Source organism: Dysgonomonas mossii, from assembly GCF_004569505.1.
Lineage (GTDB): Bacteria > Bacteroidota > Bacteroidia > Bacteroidales > Dysgonomonadaceae > Dysgonomonas.
Map to the genome: position 1 here is coordinate 866,022 of NZ_SPPK01000002.1, position 17,951 is coordinate 883,972.

At 37.7% G+C, this 17,951-nt stretch carries 9 protein-coding genes; 1 reads left to right on the forward strand and 8 read right to left on the reverse strand.

Annotation, left to right across the window (positions count from 1 at the left end):
* Window positions 1-294: 294 nt before the first annotated feature.
* The 7 genes from E4T88_RS09025 to ruvA form a co-directional block, all read right to left on the reverse strand.
* Window positions 295-849, reverse strand: coding sequence for a hypothetical protein (locus tag E4T88_RS09025; RefSeq protein WP_135105115.1), 555 nt, complete (start codon window positions 847-849; stop codon window positions 295-297).
* 36 nt (window positions 850-885) lie between these two features.
* The gene (gene rfbD / locus E4T88_RS09030) at window positions 886-1,839 is read right to left on the reverse strand and encodes a dTDP-4-dehydrorhamnose reductase (protein WP_135105116.1); all 954 of its coding nucleotides are present in this window, start codon (window positions 1,837-1,839) and stop codon (window positions 886-888) included.
* Window positions 1,840-1,854: 15 nt separating this feature from the next.
* Window positions 1,855-2,754, reverse strand: coding sequence for an ACP S-malonyltransferase (gene fabD / locus E4T88_RS09035; RefSeq protein WP_135105117.1), 900 nt, complete (start codon window positions 2,752-2,754; stop codon window positions 1,855-1,857).
* A gap of 265 nt (window positions 2,755-3,019) precedes the next feature.
* Entirely contained in the window at window positions 3,020-3,733 is a 714-nt protein-coding gene (gene rprY / locus E4T88_RS09040; RefSeq protein WP_006842944.1) for a response regulator transcription factor RprY, read from the reverse strand.
* 31 nt (window positions 3,734-3,764) lie between these two features.
* Window positions 3,765-5,336: a sensor histidine kinase gene (locus E4T88_RS09045; protein ID WP_135105118.1), complete on the reverse strand. Its 1,572-nt coding sequence runs from the start codon at window positions 5,334-5,336 to the stop codon at window positions 3,765-3,767.
* Window positions 5,337-5,507: 171 nt separating this feature from the next.
* The gene (gene sov, locus E4T88_RS09050) at window positions 5,508-12,968 is read right to left on the reverse strand and encodes a T9SS outer membrane translocon Sov/SprA (protein ID WP_135105119.1); all 7,461 of its coding nucleotides are present in this window, start codon (window positions 12,966-12,968) and stop codon (window positions 5,508-5,510) included.
* Between the two features lie 32 nt (window positions 12,969-13,000).
* Window positions 13,001-13,582, reverse strand: coding sequence for a Holliday junction branch migration protein RuvA (gene ruvA, locus E4T88_RS09055; protein ID WP_135105120.1), 582 nt, complete (start codon window positions 13,580-13,582; stop codon window positions 13,001-13,003).
* A gap of 469 nt (window positions 13,583-14,051) precedes the next feature.
* Here ruvA and E4T88_RS09060 point away from each other — a divergent pair, with 469 nt between their 5' ends.
* A complete protein-coding gene (locus E4T88_RS09060) occupies window positions 14,052-16,103 on the forward strand; it encodes a M3 family metallopeptidase (RefSeq protein ID WP_438503326.1) in 2,052 nt (683 codons plus the stop codon).
* 241 nt (window positions 16,104-16,344) lie between these two features.
* Here the strand turns inward: E4T88_RS09060 and E4T88_RS09065 are convergent, their stop codons facing one another.
* Window positions 16,345-17,451 carry a phage tail-like protein gene (locus E4T88_RS09065; RefSeq protein WP_228093846.1) on the reverse strand — a complete coding sequence of 369 codons (1,107 nt, stop codon included), beginning with the start codon at window positions 17,449-17,451 and terminating at the stop codon, window positions 16,345-16,347.
* Window positions 17,452-17,951: the final 500 nt, after the last annotated feature.

Genomic DNA, 17,951 nt, shown 5'->3' on the forward strand with positions numbered 1-17,951 from the left:
CTTCGTTCATTTTTAGTCTCTTTTGTCCGATTTATCATTTTATTCAACTCCAATACCCGCTATTATCGTTTCTCAAAAGAATAAATCATCCTGAAAATAGCTCTAAATATTGGAACGAGCAAAATTTAATCAGGCTCTAACAATCCTTAATATAAGACAATTTAATAATTAGAAAATACAAGGTTCTGATATCTGTAGTCAAACGTCAGATTACAATGTTATTGCCTATAAATAAAAACAGAGGTTCTCTTTGTACGAAAACCTCTGTTGATTTATTCTTTAATATTGGATATGCTAATTTGCTATAAATTTAAACTCAGGAGTGATCTGATATTTCACAAAAGCAGTATCTGATTTTTCCACTTGGTCATCATCGTTGTCGCTATAGGTGAAATTTATAGTCTGAACAATAATCTCTTTACTATTTATCTTTGATGATACTTCGCTGTAATACTCTACCATATCTTCGTAAGCGACAAGCAGATTATCTTGCAGGTTTCCGCTTTTGTCGTAGCTTAACAAATACTCGGTTATTTCACCATCTGTTATCACTAGGACGGTTAATATTTTGCCATTCTCATTCGCCAGTAAAATACGCCCCATCGATAAATCTTCGGCACTGTAACCTTCTAAACCTTTAACGTTGAACAACTGCAAATCGGTATACTCTTTTTCGGTCAGTCTGGCGATATCCGTCAGATCCATGCTATCTGCCTTATTGCTTAACTGGGTTTCTGAAAGCTCAACATTTAATGTATCCAACTGAGCTTGCTTATTTTCAGATTGTTTATTCTGACAGGATACGATTGTGACCAAAAATATAAAACTGAAAAGATAAATCTTTTTCATTTTAGTAGCTAGAATGTGATTGTAAATTAACTAAGTTCAAATAGATAACAATTCTTTGATGCAATTGTTTAAACTTTCTTCCCATTTAGGGATAGTAAGGTTGAATGTAGATTTTATCTTGGTTTTGTCCAGTACACTATATTTAGGCCTTGTGGCTTTTACCGGATATTGTTCGGTCGTTATAGGGTTCACTTTGCATGTATTGATACCCGCTTCTTTGTGGATTGCTAATGTGAAATCGTACCAGGTAGTAGCCCCCTCATTGGAGTAATGGTATATACCGGGTTTAAATCCGTTGGCTTCACTGAAATCAAGTATTTTTACAATTGTTTTGGCCAGATCTGTTCCATAGGTAGGTGTTCCTCTCTGGTCGGCTACAACGTTTAGTGTTTCGCGCTCTTTGCCTAGTTTTATCATTGTCTTCACAAAGTTGCTTCCAAAAATGGAATACAACCATGCTGTTCGTATAATAATACTATCAGCACAAGCTTTCAATAATTCAGCTTCGCCTTCTTGCTTCGATTTACCATATACAGACTGAGGATTTACCGTATCAGTCTCAACATAAGGTTTGTTTGCTGTTCCATCATACACATAGTCTGTGGATATATGTATAACTTTAGCATTGTTGTTTGTTGCTGCCAGCCCTAAATTGGCAACAGCATCGCGGTTGATTTTATAACATAAATCTACATCATCCTCTGCTTTGTCCACAGCAGTATAAGCTGCGCAGTTGATAATGTACTTTATATTATTTTCTTTTATAAAGGAATCTACAGCCTTAAGATCAGTAATGTCCAGCTCTGCTACATCTGTAAAGAAGAAACGGAAGTTGTTTTCATGATTAGCCGATATTCGTCTTATCTCATTTCCCAACTGTCCGTTACATCCTGTAACAAGAATATTTTTCTGAACGAGTTCGAACAGAAAAATATTCTTCGCTGTTTCATCTTGATCGTCGGCTTGTTTATTTCCTGAAAAAAAAGCCATTTTGATTTATTTTTTTTAAATGCAGCTAACCAATTGTTGCTTGCCTGTTGCAGATACCTGTGGTGCTATTTTCTTTACAAGACCTTGTAAAACATTACCCGGTCCAAGTTCCACAAATTCAACAGCTCCGTCTGCAACCATATGTTCAACAGATTGAGTCCATTTTACAGGTGCTGTTAATTGTGCTATCAAATTGTCCTTTATAACGGCAGGATCTGTTTCTCCTACTGTAGACACATTCTGATATACAGGACATGTAGGAACTGTGATAATTGTATTGTTTATAGCTTCCGACAATTTTACTTTTGCAGGCTCCATCAATGGAGAGTGGAATGCTCCTCCTACTTTCAGCTTAAGAGCTCTTTTTGCTCCGGCAGCAAGTAACAATTCGCATGCAGCATCAATACCTGTATTAGAACCTGATATTACCACCTGTCCGGGACAGTTATAATTAGCCGGTACAACTACTTCATTCTTGATAGATGCACATATTTCTTCTACTTTAGCGTCAGGCAATCCTAACACTGCTGCCATTGTAGAAGGATTCATTTCGCATGCTTCCTGCATAGCAAGAGCACGTTTATAAACAAGATTTAAACCATCTTCGAAAGACATGGCGCCGGCTGCAACCAAAGCAGAGAACTCTCCTAAAGAGTGACCCGCAACCATATCTGGCTTAAATTCATCGCCAATTGTTTTAGCCAATATTACCGAATGGAGGAAAATAGCCGGTTGAGTAACTTTAGTCTGACGAAGATCTTCGTCAGTACCGTTAAACATTAAATCTGTTATGCGGAAACCTAAAATCTCATTCGCTTTTTCGAACATTTCTTTAGCAACAGGAGATGTTTCGTAAAGGTCTTTACCCATTCCTACAAACTGAGCTCCTTGCCCTGGGAATACAAATGCTTTCATTTTCAATATTTATAATTTATATAAGCAATTCAATTCAGGGTGCAAAATTAGTAAAAAAATGAAATATAAGACACTGATAATGCACAAATAAAAAAAGTATGAGTTAAAAAGACATACTTTACTTCTTAATTCACTTATCGATACTATTATTTTGGATTGATGTAGATGATGCTTTTGCTGCCTCTTGCAAAGGTTATAGAATTACTAAAAAAGAAAGGCTAATGATTATATTCTATCATTAGCCTCTCATATATAATTGCAATTATTACTCTGCGCTTTCTTCTTCGTTTACCGGAGCTATCAGTTTGTAACCTTTACCATGGATATTGATGATCTCAATACTTGGGTCAGGTTTCAATAGCTTACGCAATTTAGTGATGTAAACATCCATGCTACGAGCGTTGAAGTAGTTATCGTCCACCCAAATTTGCTTTAGGGCATGATTTCTTTCCAGAATGTCGTTAGCATGAGCACACAATAGAGCAAGAAGTTCTGCTTCTTTAGTTGTAAGTTTAGTACTTTCTCCATTGATCGTCAAAATTTGTTTTTGAGTATCAAAGTTCATATTACCAAACTGATAAAGCTGTTGTTCTTTACTTCTTTTACCTTTCACACGACGGAAGATTGCTTCGATACGAAGAACAAGTTCCTCCATGCTGAACGGTTTCGTGATATAATCGTCTGCTCCGGCTTTGAATCCTTCCAGAATATCATCTTTCATATTTTTGGCTGTCAAGAATATGATAGGTATTTCTGTATTGATTGCTCTGATCTCTTTCACAAGAGTGATACCGTCTTTTTTAGGCATCATAACATCCAATATACACAAATCATACTTTTCTTTAACAAAGCCTTTGTATCCAACCTCACCATCGGTGTAGAGGTCTGTGTCGTACCCTTTGGCCTGAAGATATTCTCTTAGCAACATACCAAGATTTTCATCATCTTCACATAAAAACAGTTTCAATTTTTCTTCCATAACTTACTTATTTACAGTTTATTTTGCTTAACTAACTTTTACTCTTCATTATAGGCAGGCAAATTATAAATTTGGTGCCCTTCCCCAGCTCACTCTCGGCTTTTATTGTTCCTTTATGATCCTCTATTATTTTTTTTACGTATGCAAGTCCTAGTCCAAAACCTTTGACATCATGTCTGTTACCTGTTGATACCCGATAAAACCGTTCGAATATTTTCTTTACATATTCCTTTTTTATTCCGATACCATTGTCCTCTACAGCGATGTACAATTTATTATTGCTGTTCCACGTTCGAATCATCAATTGCAAAGGAATATCTTCTTTTCTGTACTTCACGGCGTTATCGAGCAAATTGAACAACACATTTGTAATGTGCATCTTGTCTGCTTCGATTGCAGATTCGGTAGCCTCTAAATCGATATCAAGATTTCCTCCAAATTTTTCAACTTTGATTTGGAATGTGTTTGCAACCCCTACCACAATGTCGTTGGCATCCAGTTCCTTGAGTTTTAGTGTAGCTCTTTGTTTTTCGAATAGCGACATCTGAAGAACTTTTTCTACCTGAAAACTCAATCGTTCCGTTTCGTCGTTTATTACCCCGGATATATGTTTAAATACCTCGGGTGATTTTGTAATAGCCCCGTCTTTTAACATCTGGGCGGCTAAAGATATAGTCGATACCGGTGTTTTCAATTCGTGGGTCATATTGTTCATAAAGTCATTCTTCATTTCCGATAAACGCTTTTGTCGGAATGTAATGTATATTATTATTATAAATGTAACCAACAAGATAAAAGTAAATATTATGGCCGGATACAAGAATGATACCTCGCTTGATAGATAGTGTCCTTTATCGGGAAAGTAAACTTTCAGATAGGTGACTTTATTTGGCGGATCATTCGGAAATAGTACTTGTTGATATGCATATTTCTTGTCTCTATCCAGAAAACGAGGTTGCCTATAAACCGGCTTATCATTTTTATCTACAACTTCGTACTGGAAAAGTAACTCTATATTATTGTTTTTTAATTCATTCTTTATCTTAGTCTCCAGATCTTTAAAGTTTATCCTTTCTTCTATAGGCACATCACTTGCCGATTTGAATATCCTGTTCAAGACATCATTCATGATATCTTTTTCATATAGGTATCTCTTTATCTGCTCTTCCTGTAGGTCGAAGAATGTTTTTGAGATCGCATTTGTGCCGCTTTTAGGCGACTGGAATACCTGTTTAGGCGGTGTTGTTTGTACCGTAGTCACATTGTGTTCCATATAAATGACTGTGCCGTCGGGCGCTGTCATCTTTGTTCTTTGCTGCTGTGTAACAGTTTCTTCCTGTGGCTGATTTCTTAATGCCATAGAGCGATTGTAAGCCGCTGCATCCTTCTTCTGTGTTTCAATGAACGCTTCATCCAGATATTTTTTTGTTTGATCGAGTTCCAAATTTCTTGAAATTTGAGCCAAACTACGGTTTACCGCTTCATTAAACTGATCGCTCCTCAATCTTATTGATTCGCGTAAATAGGTTATTTGTAAATACAACAGACCAAAGAATGCTACAGCCATTATTGCTGCGAGTATCCAAATTGTCGATTTTTTCATTTTCTCTTAATATCCTCAGTCTTCTCTAGTCAATTAAATAATGCGATAATTATCAAACATTAACCTTTTGCACTGAACAACTATTTAACAATTGAGAGTAAGATATTGTTTAACATTTGAGGAAATAAACTTATATGATTTTTTTTTCTTATGCAAACTTATCAATATTTTTTATTGTACAAGTGTAAATTTTAAACTTATTCCAAAATTACTGTTGGTTGTTGGATAAGATGAGGCTGAAATCAACGGTTTATTTAAAATCCTGTCATAGAATGCCCTTAGGGTGAGCGCACGGCTCAAAGTATAGTCGGCTGATATCTTTAATGTAAAAACTGTAACCCCACTGGTCGCTTGGGTAAAATATTCCTCTATTTTTCTCAACAAGGCTTCTGATGATTTATAAGATACCTCTGTTTTTATATCCAGGTCATTGTTGAAATTCTTCGGTGTTCTGGATGTTAATCCTATCACCCTATTAAATTCATTGATACGGTAACCGAATCCCAATACAAATTCTTTTTCGAGATATTCGATGATCTGATAAGACGACATGTTCAGCGTAAGTGTACGCCCACTATTGTACTGAGCGTTGATATTCATGTTGTTATTCAGTATTCCTTCGGCTCCTATCAGGGGTCTGAACAATTCTGTAATACCTACTGATGATATATTGTATGGAGATGATGGGATAGGGTTACCTCCGAGTACATCACGTATATACCCCAAGTCATCGCCTCCGCCTATGGCTTGTTGCCAGCCAGAGAAAGAGCTGTAACTTCCTACCTGATAAAAGCAGCTGTAGGAATGACTCAACCTTAACGATCTGAACTTAGATTTAATAAGAGGGATATTGCTTAATCCATCGTAGGTTATGTTCCAATTCGGGAGGATAGACCATATAGATGGGAATGCCGACATGGAGATATTATTTACATCACGCCCAGTATAAGCTGCTATAAAAGCAGGAATGAGTACGTCTCCCGAGTTTGGGTTGACCGTTGCGGCATTTCCGCTTGCCAAACCATCGGGTAAGGTTACATTGTTGTACTGTTTTTGTAGCCTGTTTTTAACTATTTCCTTATAAGCTAAGAATTTGTCGAATGTATCGGATTGATAGTCATTTTTTGAGTTGCTGCCTCTAAGAGTTGTTTTTAGAGCAATAGTAGTCATAGAGAAGTTTCCGCCCAGTGTGCGTGGCATCCCTTTCGACATATATTGGATTTCAGTTCTCTTATTATTTTCGTAATTGGCATTAAGCTCTATTTTGAGGTTCTTGATAGGTTCTATCTGAGCTCTTAGTTCCAACTTTTCGGCACTATTATATACAGCAGGCGAGATATTCATAGTGTCCATCACCAACCAATCTCTACTCAACGATTTGTTGATGAACTTTTCTCCTCCTTCGAGACCGAATGCAAAACCCAGCCCCGGAACAAGCCCGTACTCATTTGTATCTTTCTGTCCAAACATATCTCCAATAGTTGGGATAAATCCCGAAAGATGTGTTTCTCTTCGTTTCGAGTAATTAATATTCAGAGTACGTAATGACATTAAGCCTCTGGCGGAATAGTCTATTATATCAGTAAGTAGCTGCGAGCTATTCGGGTCGTTGATCTTACTCTCGACGCTGATCAGGATATTTGCAGAATCTTTATTCGTTATTAATATTGTATTTGTATCTGTCTTTTTGAATTTTACAGAATACGGTTTACCGTCTAGCTTTGCTGATACCTGTATGTTTTTTGTATTCAGTCCGTGCCTTAGGGTGTATGTTGTATCCTTTCGCAATGTAATATCCTGAGTAAAGCGCCTTCTTTCAGGCTGTCTCTTTTCTTGCTGTCTTTGAGTTGGAGACTGTCTTCTCCTCGAATCGAATCGATCGTTTACTTTTTTGAGGAATCCCCATTTATTGTATAGAGAAACCATGTCGATGCGATTGGTAAAGTCTAGGGTTACATTATTGCTTATCGTATTTCCTACCTCTATTCCTTCTACTTGTGCTCCACGATCCCACTGATAGCCACTTGTGTAGCTGGCATTGGATGTCAGCCAGTCGGTAGCCGGAATGTTCTTGAATGGCAATTGATAAGTTACTCTGGCTATCTGGCGATAGGATAGGGGACTTCCTAAGTTTCTGATACTGTGCATGACGGAATCTTTCCAGATCTCATAGTCGTTCCTGTTCAGTTTCTTATTTACCTGTAAGTATGGTTCTTCTATTTCGGCTCTGGTTCCCGATTGGAATGAGAATTTCAGATTTTTTGTAAAATCCCAATTGATATTAAAATCTCTGTCCCATAAGAAAGACTGACTCCACGACAAGAACTCATTATTATTGCTTCCGCCCAATGAGTAGCTTTCTATGTCACGTAAAAGCGTCTCGCTATAATAACGGGTAATCCTTGAATTGAGGGCGATATTACTTGGCAGGTAGTTGAACCCGAGCGATTTGGCATACTTAGCCGCGCCGGATTTACTTTTTGTATTTTTGAAAGGCTCCCACGTTTTTACTATCGGGCTATAATTATAACCAAAAGTCAGGTTGTAATTTTTAGTTACATCGTAGACTGTACTTGGATTTTTAATCTCAGTCTGATTAAATGAATATCCGATATTGAAATTTGCCGGGTCGTAAGGCATTGGCGTCTTACTTTGTATATTCACTTTTATATTGTTGAGGCTTATACTCTTTGTGGTAGACTTTTCTTGAGCAAGACTTTTTATCGAGTCTTTTTCGGCTTTAGTTTCTACCAAGCTGAATGATTCTTTCAGCGTTACATCCTGATCGAACGGATCGTATTTAGGTGTTGTCGTCTGATTGGAGTATGAATAATACAGCGGCAAGCTAACCTTTGCCTTTTCAGGTAAAAACCTTCCCAAATCTATGTTTGCGGCTATGCTGTATGTATGATAGTCGTCTTGTCGTCTTTCCATCAGGCTTTGATCCAGAGCTCCGAATCCAGCTGTCTCCTTCCGTCCCGAAACGCTGATGTTTCCCAGATCCGAAAGAGCAACATTCAGGCTACCCTGAGCCGCCCATCCTCCTTCTTCGTCGAAATCGGTCAGGCGAAGCTCGTTGATCCACACTTCACCCGATTTGGTTAGTCTGGAGTTGTTGCGGACACCGATCATGATTACGTAAACATCAGATAAAGACGGATTACCCATTACACTTACTTTATTGTTTGGTTTATCAGGGTCATACTCATGGTATAGGGTTGTATAAGAAACCGTTGAGCCCGACTTTCTTTTTTCTCTGTTTCTGTTCAGTTTTATATTTTTCAGTAACTCGAGAGGGAAATCAAACATATTATCTTTAGGCCATACCACAGCCCTGTCTCCGTTTCCATAATTGCCTTCGGGTGTTATTGTTAAAGGTATTTCATATTCATAGTAATTGTTCTTGTAGTCTGAACCTAAACGCATAAATACAGATATGTCTCCATTTGCCAACTCAGTTCTATTTATAAGATTTTCGGCATGTGTAAATAATTGTATGCGCTTATAGCGTCTCAGGTCGTAAGATGTATTCTTGTATATGGCTCGTGCATCTTCCGGATCGAGATTTGTCACGCGCATCGATAGCGATTGCTCATTTTCTTTGGTCAATTGTGTTTGGTCAGGATCTAGGGATCTGCTTAGCCCCGGAGGCAATACATAATTTACGGGTTTTCTTTCAGAGTTTTCTTCAATATTTACTGTCGAAATATCAATAGACCCATTTCCCATCTTAGCCCCACTTGTTAAGTCCTGATCGTAAACACGCCAATCACCTCTAACAAGCTGTAAGGTTCCGAATCGCAGCACTGTTTGTTGTTCAAAATCAGTCAGGAACATTCTCATGAAACGGATGCTTTTGAAATCGTTGATATTTCCAACTCGTTTACCTTGGCGAATTGGAATTTTGAACTGATACCATTTTACCTTTTCTTCTTTTCCGTTTCGGAGCGGGACAGTTACTTCTCGTTCGTCTACAATATAGTTGCGACCGACATTCATGCTGTCTGGTTTCAGTGATACCCGATATTGGTAATACGATTCATTTTCATTCAGCGTGTAATCCTGATCTATATCTTCTACATCGGGAACTCCACGTGCTGCGGTAGAATACCTTTCTCCACTCTGATCTGTCGGTTTCGAATTTCCTTCCGTCCCGTTATAGTATTTGTAGCGGTCGAGTATCCCTTTTCGCTCGCGGTCGTAGTCTGAGCCACGATAGAAATGGTATAAGTCTCTCGAAGGAGTATTGAGTGGAGAGAAAGGATCGTTTACCATTTCATCAAGCGTGCTTTGAGGTAACTTTGTTCTCAGATTGTCTAAGAAATCCTTATATACGCCGTATGTTTTTTCTTCCTCTTGATTCAATCCATTTAGCCCGACATCCTGTTTTTCGCGGGCAATAGCTCCCAAATTATCATCGAATGCATATACTGTAGATTGGCGCGTAGGTACTTTTCCCCACACAGTTTTTGTATATGCTGTAGGATCATCATTGACTGGTAGTCCGTTTTCGTAAAACTTTTTCCCATCTTTCAAAACATCTTCCGATATTTCTCCCAGATTGAAATAAAGGTCTCCTCCTTTGTGCGAGCTTGAAAAATCTTTTACAAATGGATCCATTAGCCAGAATTCAATATATTCGATATTTGATGCTTCGAAGTCACGCACATCCATTTTACGTGTAATGCCCGCCCAGCGATCTCGTGGATTTAATAATTTCCCATCCGAATCTATTTTTTCTCCATCCAGATTGTAAGGTCCCCTTTCGTTAGGGTAGTACGATAAGTTTAATGTTGGTATTGTTGCCGATTCTGTTTGTCTGATATCCCGGTTCGGGTATATTTCGGTGATACCAATTTCCCTTACATAGTGATCTGATAAAGAGTCACTATTTATATAACTTGGTGTAAGTGACGACCCTTTGCGTGTAAATAGCGGATCGATGGTAAACCAAGATAACATGGCTCTGTTTTTTGCATATTGGATACTATCCGAAGGTTTATTCCCTGATATAGTAGGGGGATAAACATATTTAGGTAGTTCCTTCGGTGTTGACGCAAGATTCCATGCATAAGGGCTTTTGAGTTCGATGCGTGATTGCGACGACTCAAAATCATCGAGATAAGAGAATCCACCCGTATCTTTATTTTGGTAATGTCCCGGTATCATGTGCGCAAACTCACCCATAAAACTAATTTGAGAAGGCTGTGTCGCATTCACAAACGGTATCTTGTCAATCAGGTTGGTGAGCCACATCGATTCGGTTTTATATGATGTATTCAATCCCCATAAGGTATTATTGACAGATTCTTCGCCGATAACTGTTTTAGTGGTAAGGGGCTTTTCGTATAGATGCATAATTGTACCGCCGATGTTGAAATTCTTTGAGATATCGTAGCTCAGATTCAGCCCCATCATTGTTTTTCGCTGCATACCTAACGATCGTTCCTCTAACGAAGCCTGTATATTGGCATCAGAATCTATCAGGTTCTGATTTATGATAGTGACTATACCCGATGTGTAGTCAACTATATAGTCTGTTCCTTCGGTGAGGAGCATACCATTGGCTGTAAGTTTAACTGATCCTTGTGGTATGTTTGTCGACATCAGGTCAATTTCAGCTTTACTGTTCGATGATCCTCTGAATGAACCGTATATCTTGAATTTGTTTTTTTCTGCGATTTGTCTGGCTACGGTCAATGTCGAGTCATATAATTGCTGGTAAACATACTTTTCTGCAATAATAGGACTGCCTATTTTATTCGCCAGATGCTTTCCGAATGGTTCAACCACAGGGAATATAATGCGTCCGTTCTGAGACTGGACGGTATATCCTTCAAGATAGTCGAAAATACCATCGCCTTTTGTTCCGTCTTTTTGGGTAACTTCTTTATTCTGAGAGTTCAATCTGTCTAGGTTCATCATCTTTATCAGAAGTTGATTTTTAATGTTTCCCTCAGGCAGATAGTTTATGTATGTACCTAAAGTGTCTGACTGATAGGCTATGTTTAATCTAAAACGGTCTTGTTGTATATTGCTTGCGCCAAGGGAGTAAATGTTTTTCATCATCAAATCCCATGTATATGAACGTGGAGACAGAGATATGGGCTTTAATAACTTAACAAACAAAGCACCTGATTTGGGGTTGCTTGACTCATAATTGGCAGATATATCTGTGGATAGTTCTCCTACTTGATATGTAGTTCCATTTACTGTATACTGGTAAGCTACTGCAAGTACTTCGTCGGCTTGTAACGCAGAGTTTAGAGATAAGTACCCTAGCTGAGCGTTGTATGTATATTCCGAAGAACTAAGCATTCGCGCACTTTCTATTTTCTCATAGTCGAGTCCGCTTTCTATATAGCCATTAAACTCGCTGGTTACTTGCGAAATATCCCTAGCCCTGGTGTGTGCTGTGGTCATCGTACCATATAGGTTATTAGCGGCATTATATGGTGTCTTTACAGAGCCTGTCCCTATCCATTTTGGATTTTTAATATTGTCACGCTCTGCAATATCGGCAAAGGCAACAATATTTCTAGACTGCATAAAGTCGCTTCTCCTATTCGTAACCCATACTTCTATTTTAGTGATTGATACAGGTGAATTGATATAAGGGATTCTACTCATTGCATTATCGTAATTATCACGGAAATAGTATCCCAAGAAGAAGTGTCTGTTTTCGTCGTATTGATCAGCCTTAAAAGAGAATTCGGTTGTTTGTATTCCTCCCTTTGTATTCACCGTCTGCGACTGAGACTCCTGTTGAGAGATAACTGTATTTATCCGTAGTTTTCCGAACTGAAGTTCTGCGTTGATCCCGAATAAGGCTGTTCCTCCGTTGATGAGCGAGTTTGTTGTACTCATGCTTACGTTTCCGGCCTCTATCTTCTTTATTATTTCGTCTTCCTTTCCATCGTACCCCAATTTCAGCTTTTTAGAGTCGAAATCAAATAAGGCTTTGGTGTCATAATTCATGCCGAAGTTGATCTTATCTCCAACCGACGCTGTAACGTTCATCTGGATATCTTCTTTGAACTGAAAGGTAGTGTGACTTCGGTTGCGTTCCGAGAGGGTAGGGTTGTCTGTGCTACTTCGCTTAAAGCCCATTGTAGTTTCAACATATCCTTGAGTTCTCACCTTTACTCCACCGGGTCCAAAAAGCCGCTCTGCCGGACCTAAGTTTAGTTTTATGTCTTTCAGAGAAAACTCATCTTTTTCATCTTTCTTGTCGTATGCTTCTGCATTTTTAGATCTGAAATATCTACTCATGGATTGCTTGAGGGTGTAATCCATATACTCGTCAGAACTTAAAGAAAAAGGAGTGGATATTTCTTGGTCTCCGATTTTTGTACGGAAAATATACAGTCCGCTGGCAGGGTCATATTCTACAGACTTCTTTAGGTTGTCGGGGTCTTTGAGGTCTGCCGGAGGATTAGCGTTGAGGTCTTTATAAGTTTCTAACTGTGTTTTCTTTACCGGAAAGAGAGGCACTGTATCATTTGTTTCTAGCAGAGAGCTTTCTTTTTGGGCAATATCGATTTCCTTTTTTCCGTAAATACCGGAAAATAAACTGATCGAGCTTACTAAAAGCGTGATAAAAAACAAATATTTTGTAAGTTTCTTCTTCAATCCGACAAGGTAAATATAAATAGAGTGAATGATCAGAGCATTTTTAGTGCCGTCTTTATTATTTGCTCAACAGTACTGTCCGGTTTGTCTTTCAATATTTTAGACACTGCTTTTTGCGAAGCCTGCTGAGGAAAGCCTAACATTACCAGTGCTGCAATAGCTTCTTCTCCCGCCTGACTTGTTTTTGCAAACATCTCTACAGACTCAATTCCACTGACCTTGATTTTATCTTTCAGGTCAACAATTACACGTTGGGCGGTCTTAGTGCCTATACCCTTAACGGTTTTTAGTATATCCGAGTTACCGGAGGCTATTACGTTTGTTAATTCCTGTACAGTCATCGACGATAGAATCATACGACCCGTGCTTGCTCCTATGCCGGAGACACTTATCAATAAGATGAATAGCTCACGTTCTTGTTTTTCGGAGAAACCATATAGCTGGTAAGCGTCTTCTCTTATTGCCTCATATATGTATAATTTGGCACTCTTTTGTCCTGAGATACTGGTATATGTATTTAAGCTTATGTTAATAAAATAACCTATACCATGTGTTTCGAGTGTAGCGGAAGTAGGGGTTAGTTCAGCAATATCCCCTTTTATATAATCTATCATAATCGGTTCGTAAATTTTACTAATTTATAACGTGTAAATATTAAAAAAAGTATATTTCAAGACGATTTAGAGGTTGTTTAACTTTCGTTTTATGTAGCATACGTATGATAAATTAAGGATATTTGCTATCAAATCCAAATTCTTATATCACGCCTCTTTGCGTATGCCATTAAATAATAATCTAAAAATGAAAAATCAAATACTCTATCTTTCTTGTTCGTGTTTGCCATTCAGGCTTCTTATTTAATGAGCAAAGGTAAGATTTTTGTGTTACTTTTTGTACCTTTGTATGTTTCCATTGAATTATTTAATTTAAAACTATAACGATAAATAGAGTCCTAAATCAAGCAAATCATTTATGTATCGCTAAAATTGATAATGGAAGTTAAATAAAGAGATAATTGATAACCTCAAATATTTGAATTATATGAAAAAAAAGTGTTTTTTCGTTTTATTATTAACAATAGCTATGACTACAATTCAAGCTCAAAACCCGTTTTTCTCGGCGTATAAAACGCCTTACGATACACCGCCGTTCAATAAAATCAAGAACGAGCATTACGAACCTGCTATAGAAAAAGGAATAGCAGAGCATCAGGCTGAAATAAACAAGATAGTAATGATCAGGGCCGTTCCTACCTTCGAGAATACAATCGTTCCTTTGGAAGAGTCCGGAAAGCTGTTGAGTAGAGTAACATCAGTGTTCTTTAATCTACTCAGCTCCGAGAGCAATGATGAGATGATGGAAATCGCACAGCGTATTCAACCAAAACTTTCGGAACATTCCAATTCAATAACATTGAATGAAGGTTTGTTTCAAAAAGTGAAGGCTGTTTATGATAAACGTCTGGAATCGAATCTTACACCCGAGCAAATCCGTCTGGTAGAAAAAACATACCGAGGCTTTGAAAATAGCGGGGCTACACTTGTAGGAAAAGATAGAGATACATACAAAGAGCTTTCTACAAAGCTGAGCCAATTGACTTTAGATTTTGGACAGAATGCTTTGAAAGAAAGTAATAAATTTGAGATGCTTCTGACAGATGAGGCTGATTTGGCAGGATTGCCTCAGATGGTGAAAGATGCTGCGGCAGCCAAAGCAAAGGCTAAAGGAAAAGAAGGATATATCTTCGATCTTTCTGCACCTAGCTATATTGCATTTATGAAATATTCTACTCGCCGTGACCTTCGTCAGAAACTATATATGGCATACAATACAAAATGTGTAGCCGGTGGAGAGTTCGACAATCAGGAGAATGTAAAAGAAATAGCTAAAACCAGAATGCAAATAGCGAATCTTTTGGGCTATCCGGATTATGCTACTTATACATTACGGAACAAGATGGCAAAAGATAAGGAGCATGTTTACGGCTTGTTGGATGACTTGTTTAGCGCTTATGCACAGGCGGCTCGTGAAGATGTGAAGATGGTAGAAGGCTTTGCTGTAGGAATGGAAGGAAAAGCAATAGACCTGCAACCTTGGGACTGGTCTTTCTATTCAGAAAAACTTAAAGATGCTAAATATAGTGTAAGCGATGAATTGGTACGTCCTTACTTTGAATTGGAAAATGTAAAGAAAGGTGTTTTTGGCCTCGCTACAGATCTGTATGGAATTACATTTAAAAAGAATACTAAAATACAGGTTTATCATCCTGAAGTAGAAGCTTTTGATGTGTTAGACGAAAAGGGTAATTTTTTGGCTGTTCTGTATACAGACTTTCATCCACGTGAAGGAAAACGCCAAGGAGCATGGATGTCTGAGTTTAAAGGACAGTATGTAGAAAAAGGAAAAGACTCTCGTCCGTTTGTTACGATTGTGATGAACTTTACACGTCCAACAGAGACTGAGCCTGCTTTACTTACTTTCGACGAGGTAGAAACATTCCTTCATGAGTTTGGACATGCCTTGCATGGTATGTTAACCAAATGTACTTACGAAACATTGTCAGGTACAAATGTTTTACATGATTTTGTAGAGCTACCTTCTCAGATAATGGAAAACTGGTTAACAGAAAAGGAATATCTAGATAAGTTTGCCGTTCATTACAAAACAGGAGAAAAAATACCTGCTGATCTTGTAAAGAAACTTGTAGATGCCGCCAATTATAATGCAGGATATCTCTGCTATCGTCAATTATCATTCGGATACCTTGATATGGCATGGCATACTTTAGAGCAACCATATACAGGTGATGTGATCTCATTTGAGCGTAAGGCAATGGACAAAACAGCCTTGTTGCCAGTAGTAGAAGGCACTAATATGTCTACATCATTCAGCCATATATTTGCCGGAGGATATGCTGCCGGATATTATGGTTATAAATGGGCGGAGGTATTGGATGCAGATGCTTTTGCATTGTTCAAACAAACGGGTATTTTCAACAAAGATACAGCTCGTTCGTTCCGTGAAAACATTTTAGAGAAAGGGAATACCGAAGAACCAATGACTTTGTATGTTAAATTCAGAGGGCAAGAACCTACTGTAAATGCATTGCTGGAAAGAAACGGTATAAAGAAATAAAGCCGGAGAAAATATTATAAAAAGAGTCGTCGGGGTTTTCCGATGACTCTTTTTTTTATGGAAGGGTTGAATCTTATTGCATCAATAAAAAAAGGAGTTGTCATCGAAAGAGACAACTCCAATTATAGACTTAATGTATTACAAACTTTCTGCGTTTTTTATTTAAGTAGTTTTATTTTAACCTTAATGTGTTAATCGATATTTTTTATTCGATATTTTGCTGTTTAATAATGTTTTATGTTTAAAGCTTCCAGTAAATAAGGCTGGTGCGTATAGCACTGGTTGAACTTAATCCCTGTCTTAATGTCCAGTTCGATAAATCGGGTCTAAGCATACTGATAATAACCTTATCTCCTGCATCAAATGTTCCTCCTAGTGTTACGCTATAACTATAATCTTGTTGGTTAGTTGGTAGCCCTAAAACTACTACGTCGATTTCAGCGGCATCTATAAGGGTAGATTTGTCGTTTTTTTGAAGATATATATAGAATGGTAAACGATTCTGAGTGGTTGTTCCAATTCGGCCGTAAAGTCGTAGTGAGAATGCGTAGCTTCCCGATTCATTTATTGTGATATCGCCGAATGGAAGTTGGTTGGCTTGAGCATGGTCTCCATTTACACTATTATAGGTTGTGCTGATAGTAATATCGCTGGTTAAGTTTTTTAGGTTTATGCCTATCATGCCGTCACCGATTTTTATATTACTACAAGTCTGACCTAAAAAGTCGATAGAAGGTATGGTTGCTGCTGTTGGAGATGATGCTATCGGTGTCCCAAATATTCGGTACATAACTTCTCCTCCTCCGTAGGCGAGTTTACCTCCAATTCGTTCTATCGATAGTCCATTATCTATTGATGTTGCGGCAGTTCCTGAGTATGATCCTCCATTTCCTCCTAAATAAGGTACTTTTAGTATTCCTTCGAAAGGAACATTTGCCGTATAGGTATTAGGTGTCATTTGAGAACTACTGCATATTAAGGATGTGATTTGAGGTTGTATAACCGGACTGTCGTCTATTTTTCTCCATTCTGTCCCTGTCCAGATATGTACTCCAATAACAAAGTCGCCGGTATTTGTTAAATTAAATACTGTCATTCCTACATGTTTCTTCTTTAACTCTGCTTTGTTGTTTGTGTATTCAATTTGTTCAGAGCTTGTAGAGGTATTCCAATACATAGGGTATAACTCATTTTTGTTTGTAAGTAGAACACGAGGCAGAACTACACCTTTGTCTGATGTCTGGTTTTGGCTTTTGGCCGCAAACTCCTTTAGGTCTAAAATAGAACCTCCCTCCGGTGAGACATTCGAACCTATTGTTACTTGTCCCGTAGCATTACTTGTGATCATAAAGCAAGCAAAGGTCATACATAGGTAAGCGAAACTTTTTGTTTTCCTTGTTCTTGTCTTTTCCTTTAATCCGTTAAGGTGAATTAAAAAGTAATTAAGTAAATTGTTTGTTGTCATAAATGTAAAAGTTAATTGTTTGTGTATTTAAGTCTGAAATTCCTGACATTTCAATATAATAATATGTCTGTGTGTATGGTGTGCCCAAAATGCTTTGTGCAAACAAATTACAAAATAGATAAAAGAGTAATATTTTATTATCTATTAGTGTTAAAGACTATAGTTTGATTTTCTCTGGGTATTAATTTTGTAAAATTTCCTTATATCGAACGGTTTAAATTTTGTTTTATAAATTTTGTTATGTTAAATGAGTTCGTGTCAAAGTTTGTTTGCAAATGTAATGTTTATTTTTTATAAATACAATATTCAATTTTAATAAAAGAATATTGATTGTTGTTGAACAAGTCTTCGATCTTTTTTTTGAAATGGGTTTTGTTATTGTG

Bases quoted from the DNA above. Each gene is read 5' to 3' on its own strand.
- E4T88_RS09025 (WP_135105115.1), bottom strand. From the start codon at position 849: ATGAAAAAGATTTATCTTTTCAGTTTTATATTTTTGGTCACAATCGTA.
- rfbD (WP_135105116.1), bottom strand. From the start codon at position 1,839: ATGGCTTTTTTTTCAGGAAATAAACAAGCCGACGATCAAGATGAAACA.
- fabD (WP_135105117.1), bottom strand. From the start codon at position 2,754: ATGAAAGCATTTGTATTCCCAGGGCAAGGAGCTCAGTTTGTAGGAATG.
- rprY (WP_006842944.1), bottom strand. From the start codon at position 3,733: ATGGAAGAAAAATTGAAACTGTTTTTATGTGAAGATGATGAAAATCTT.
- E4T88_RS09045 (WP_135105118.1), bottom strand. From the start codon at position 5,336: ATGAAAAAATCGACAATTTGGATACTCGCAGCAATAATGGCTGTAGCA.
- ruvA (WP_135105120.1), bottom strand. From the start codon at position 13,582: ATGATAGATTATATAAAAGGGGATATTGCTGAACTAACCCCTACTTCC.
- E4T88_RS09060 (WP_438503326.1), top strand. From the start codon at position 14,052: ATGACTACAATTCAAGCTCAAAACCCGTTTTTCTCGGCGTATAAAACG.
- E4T88_RS09065 (WP_228093846.1), bottom strand. From the start codon at position 17,451: ATGATCACAAGTAATGCTACGGGACAAGTAACAATAGGTTCGAATGTC.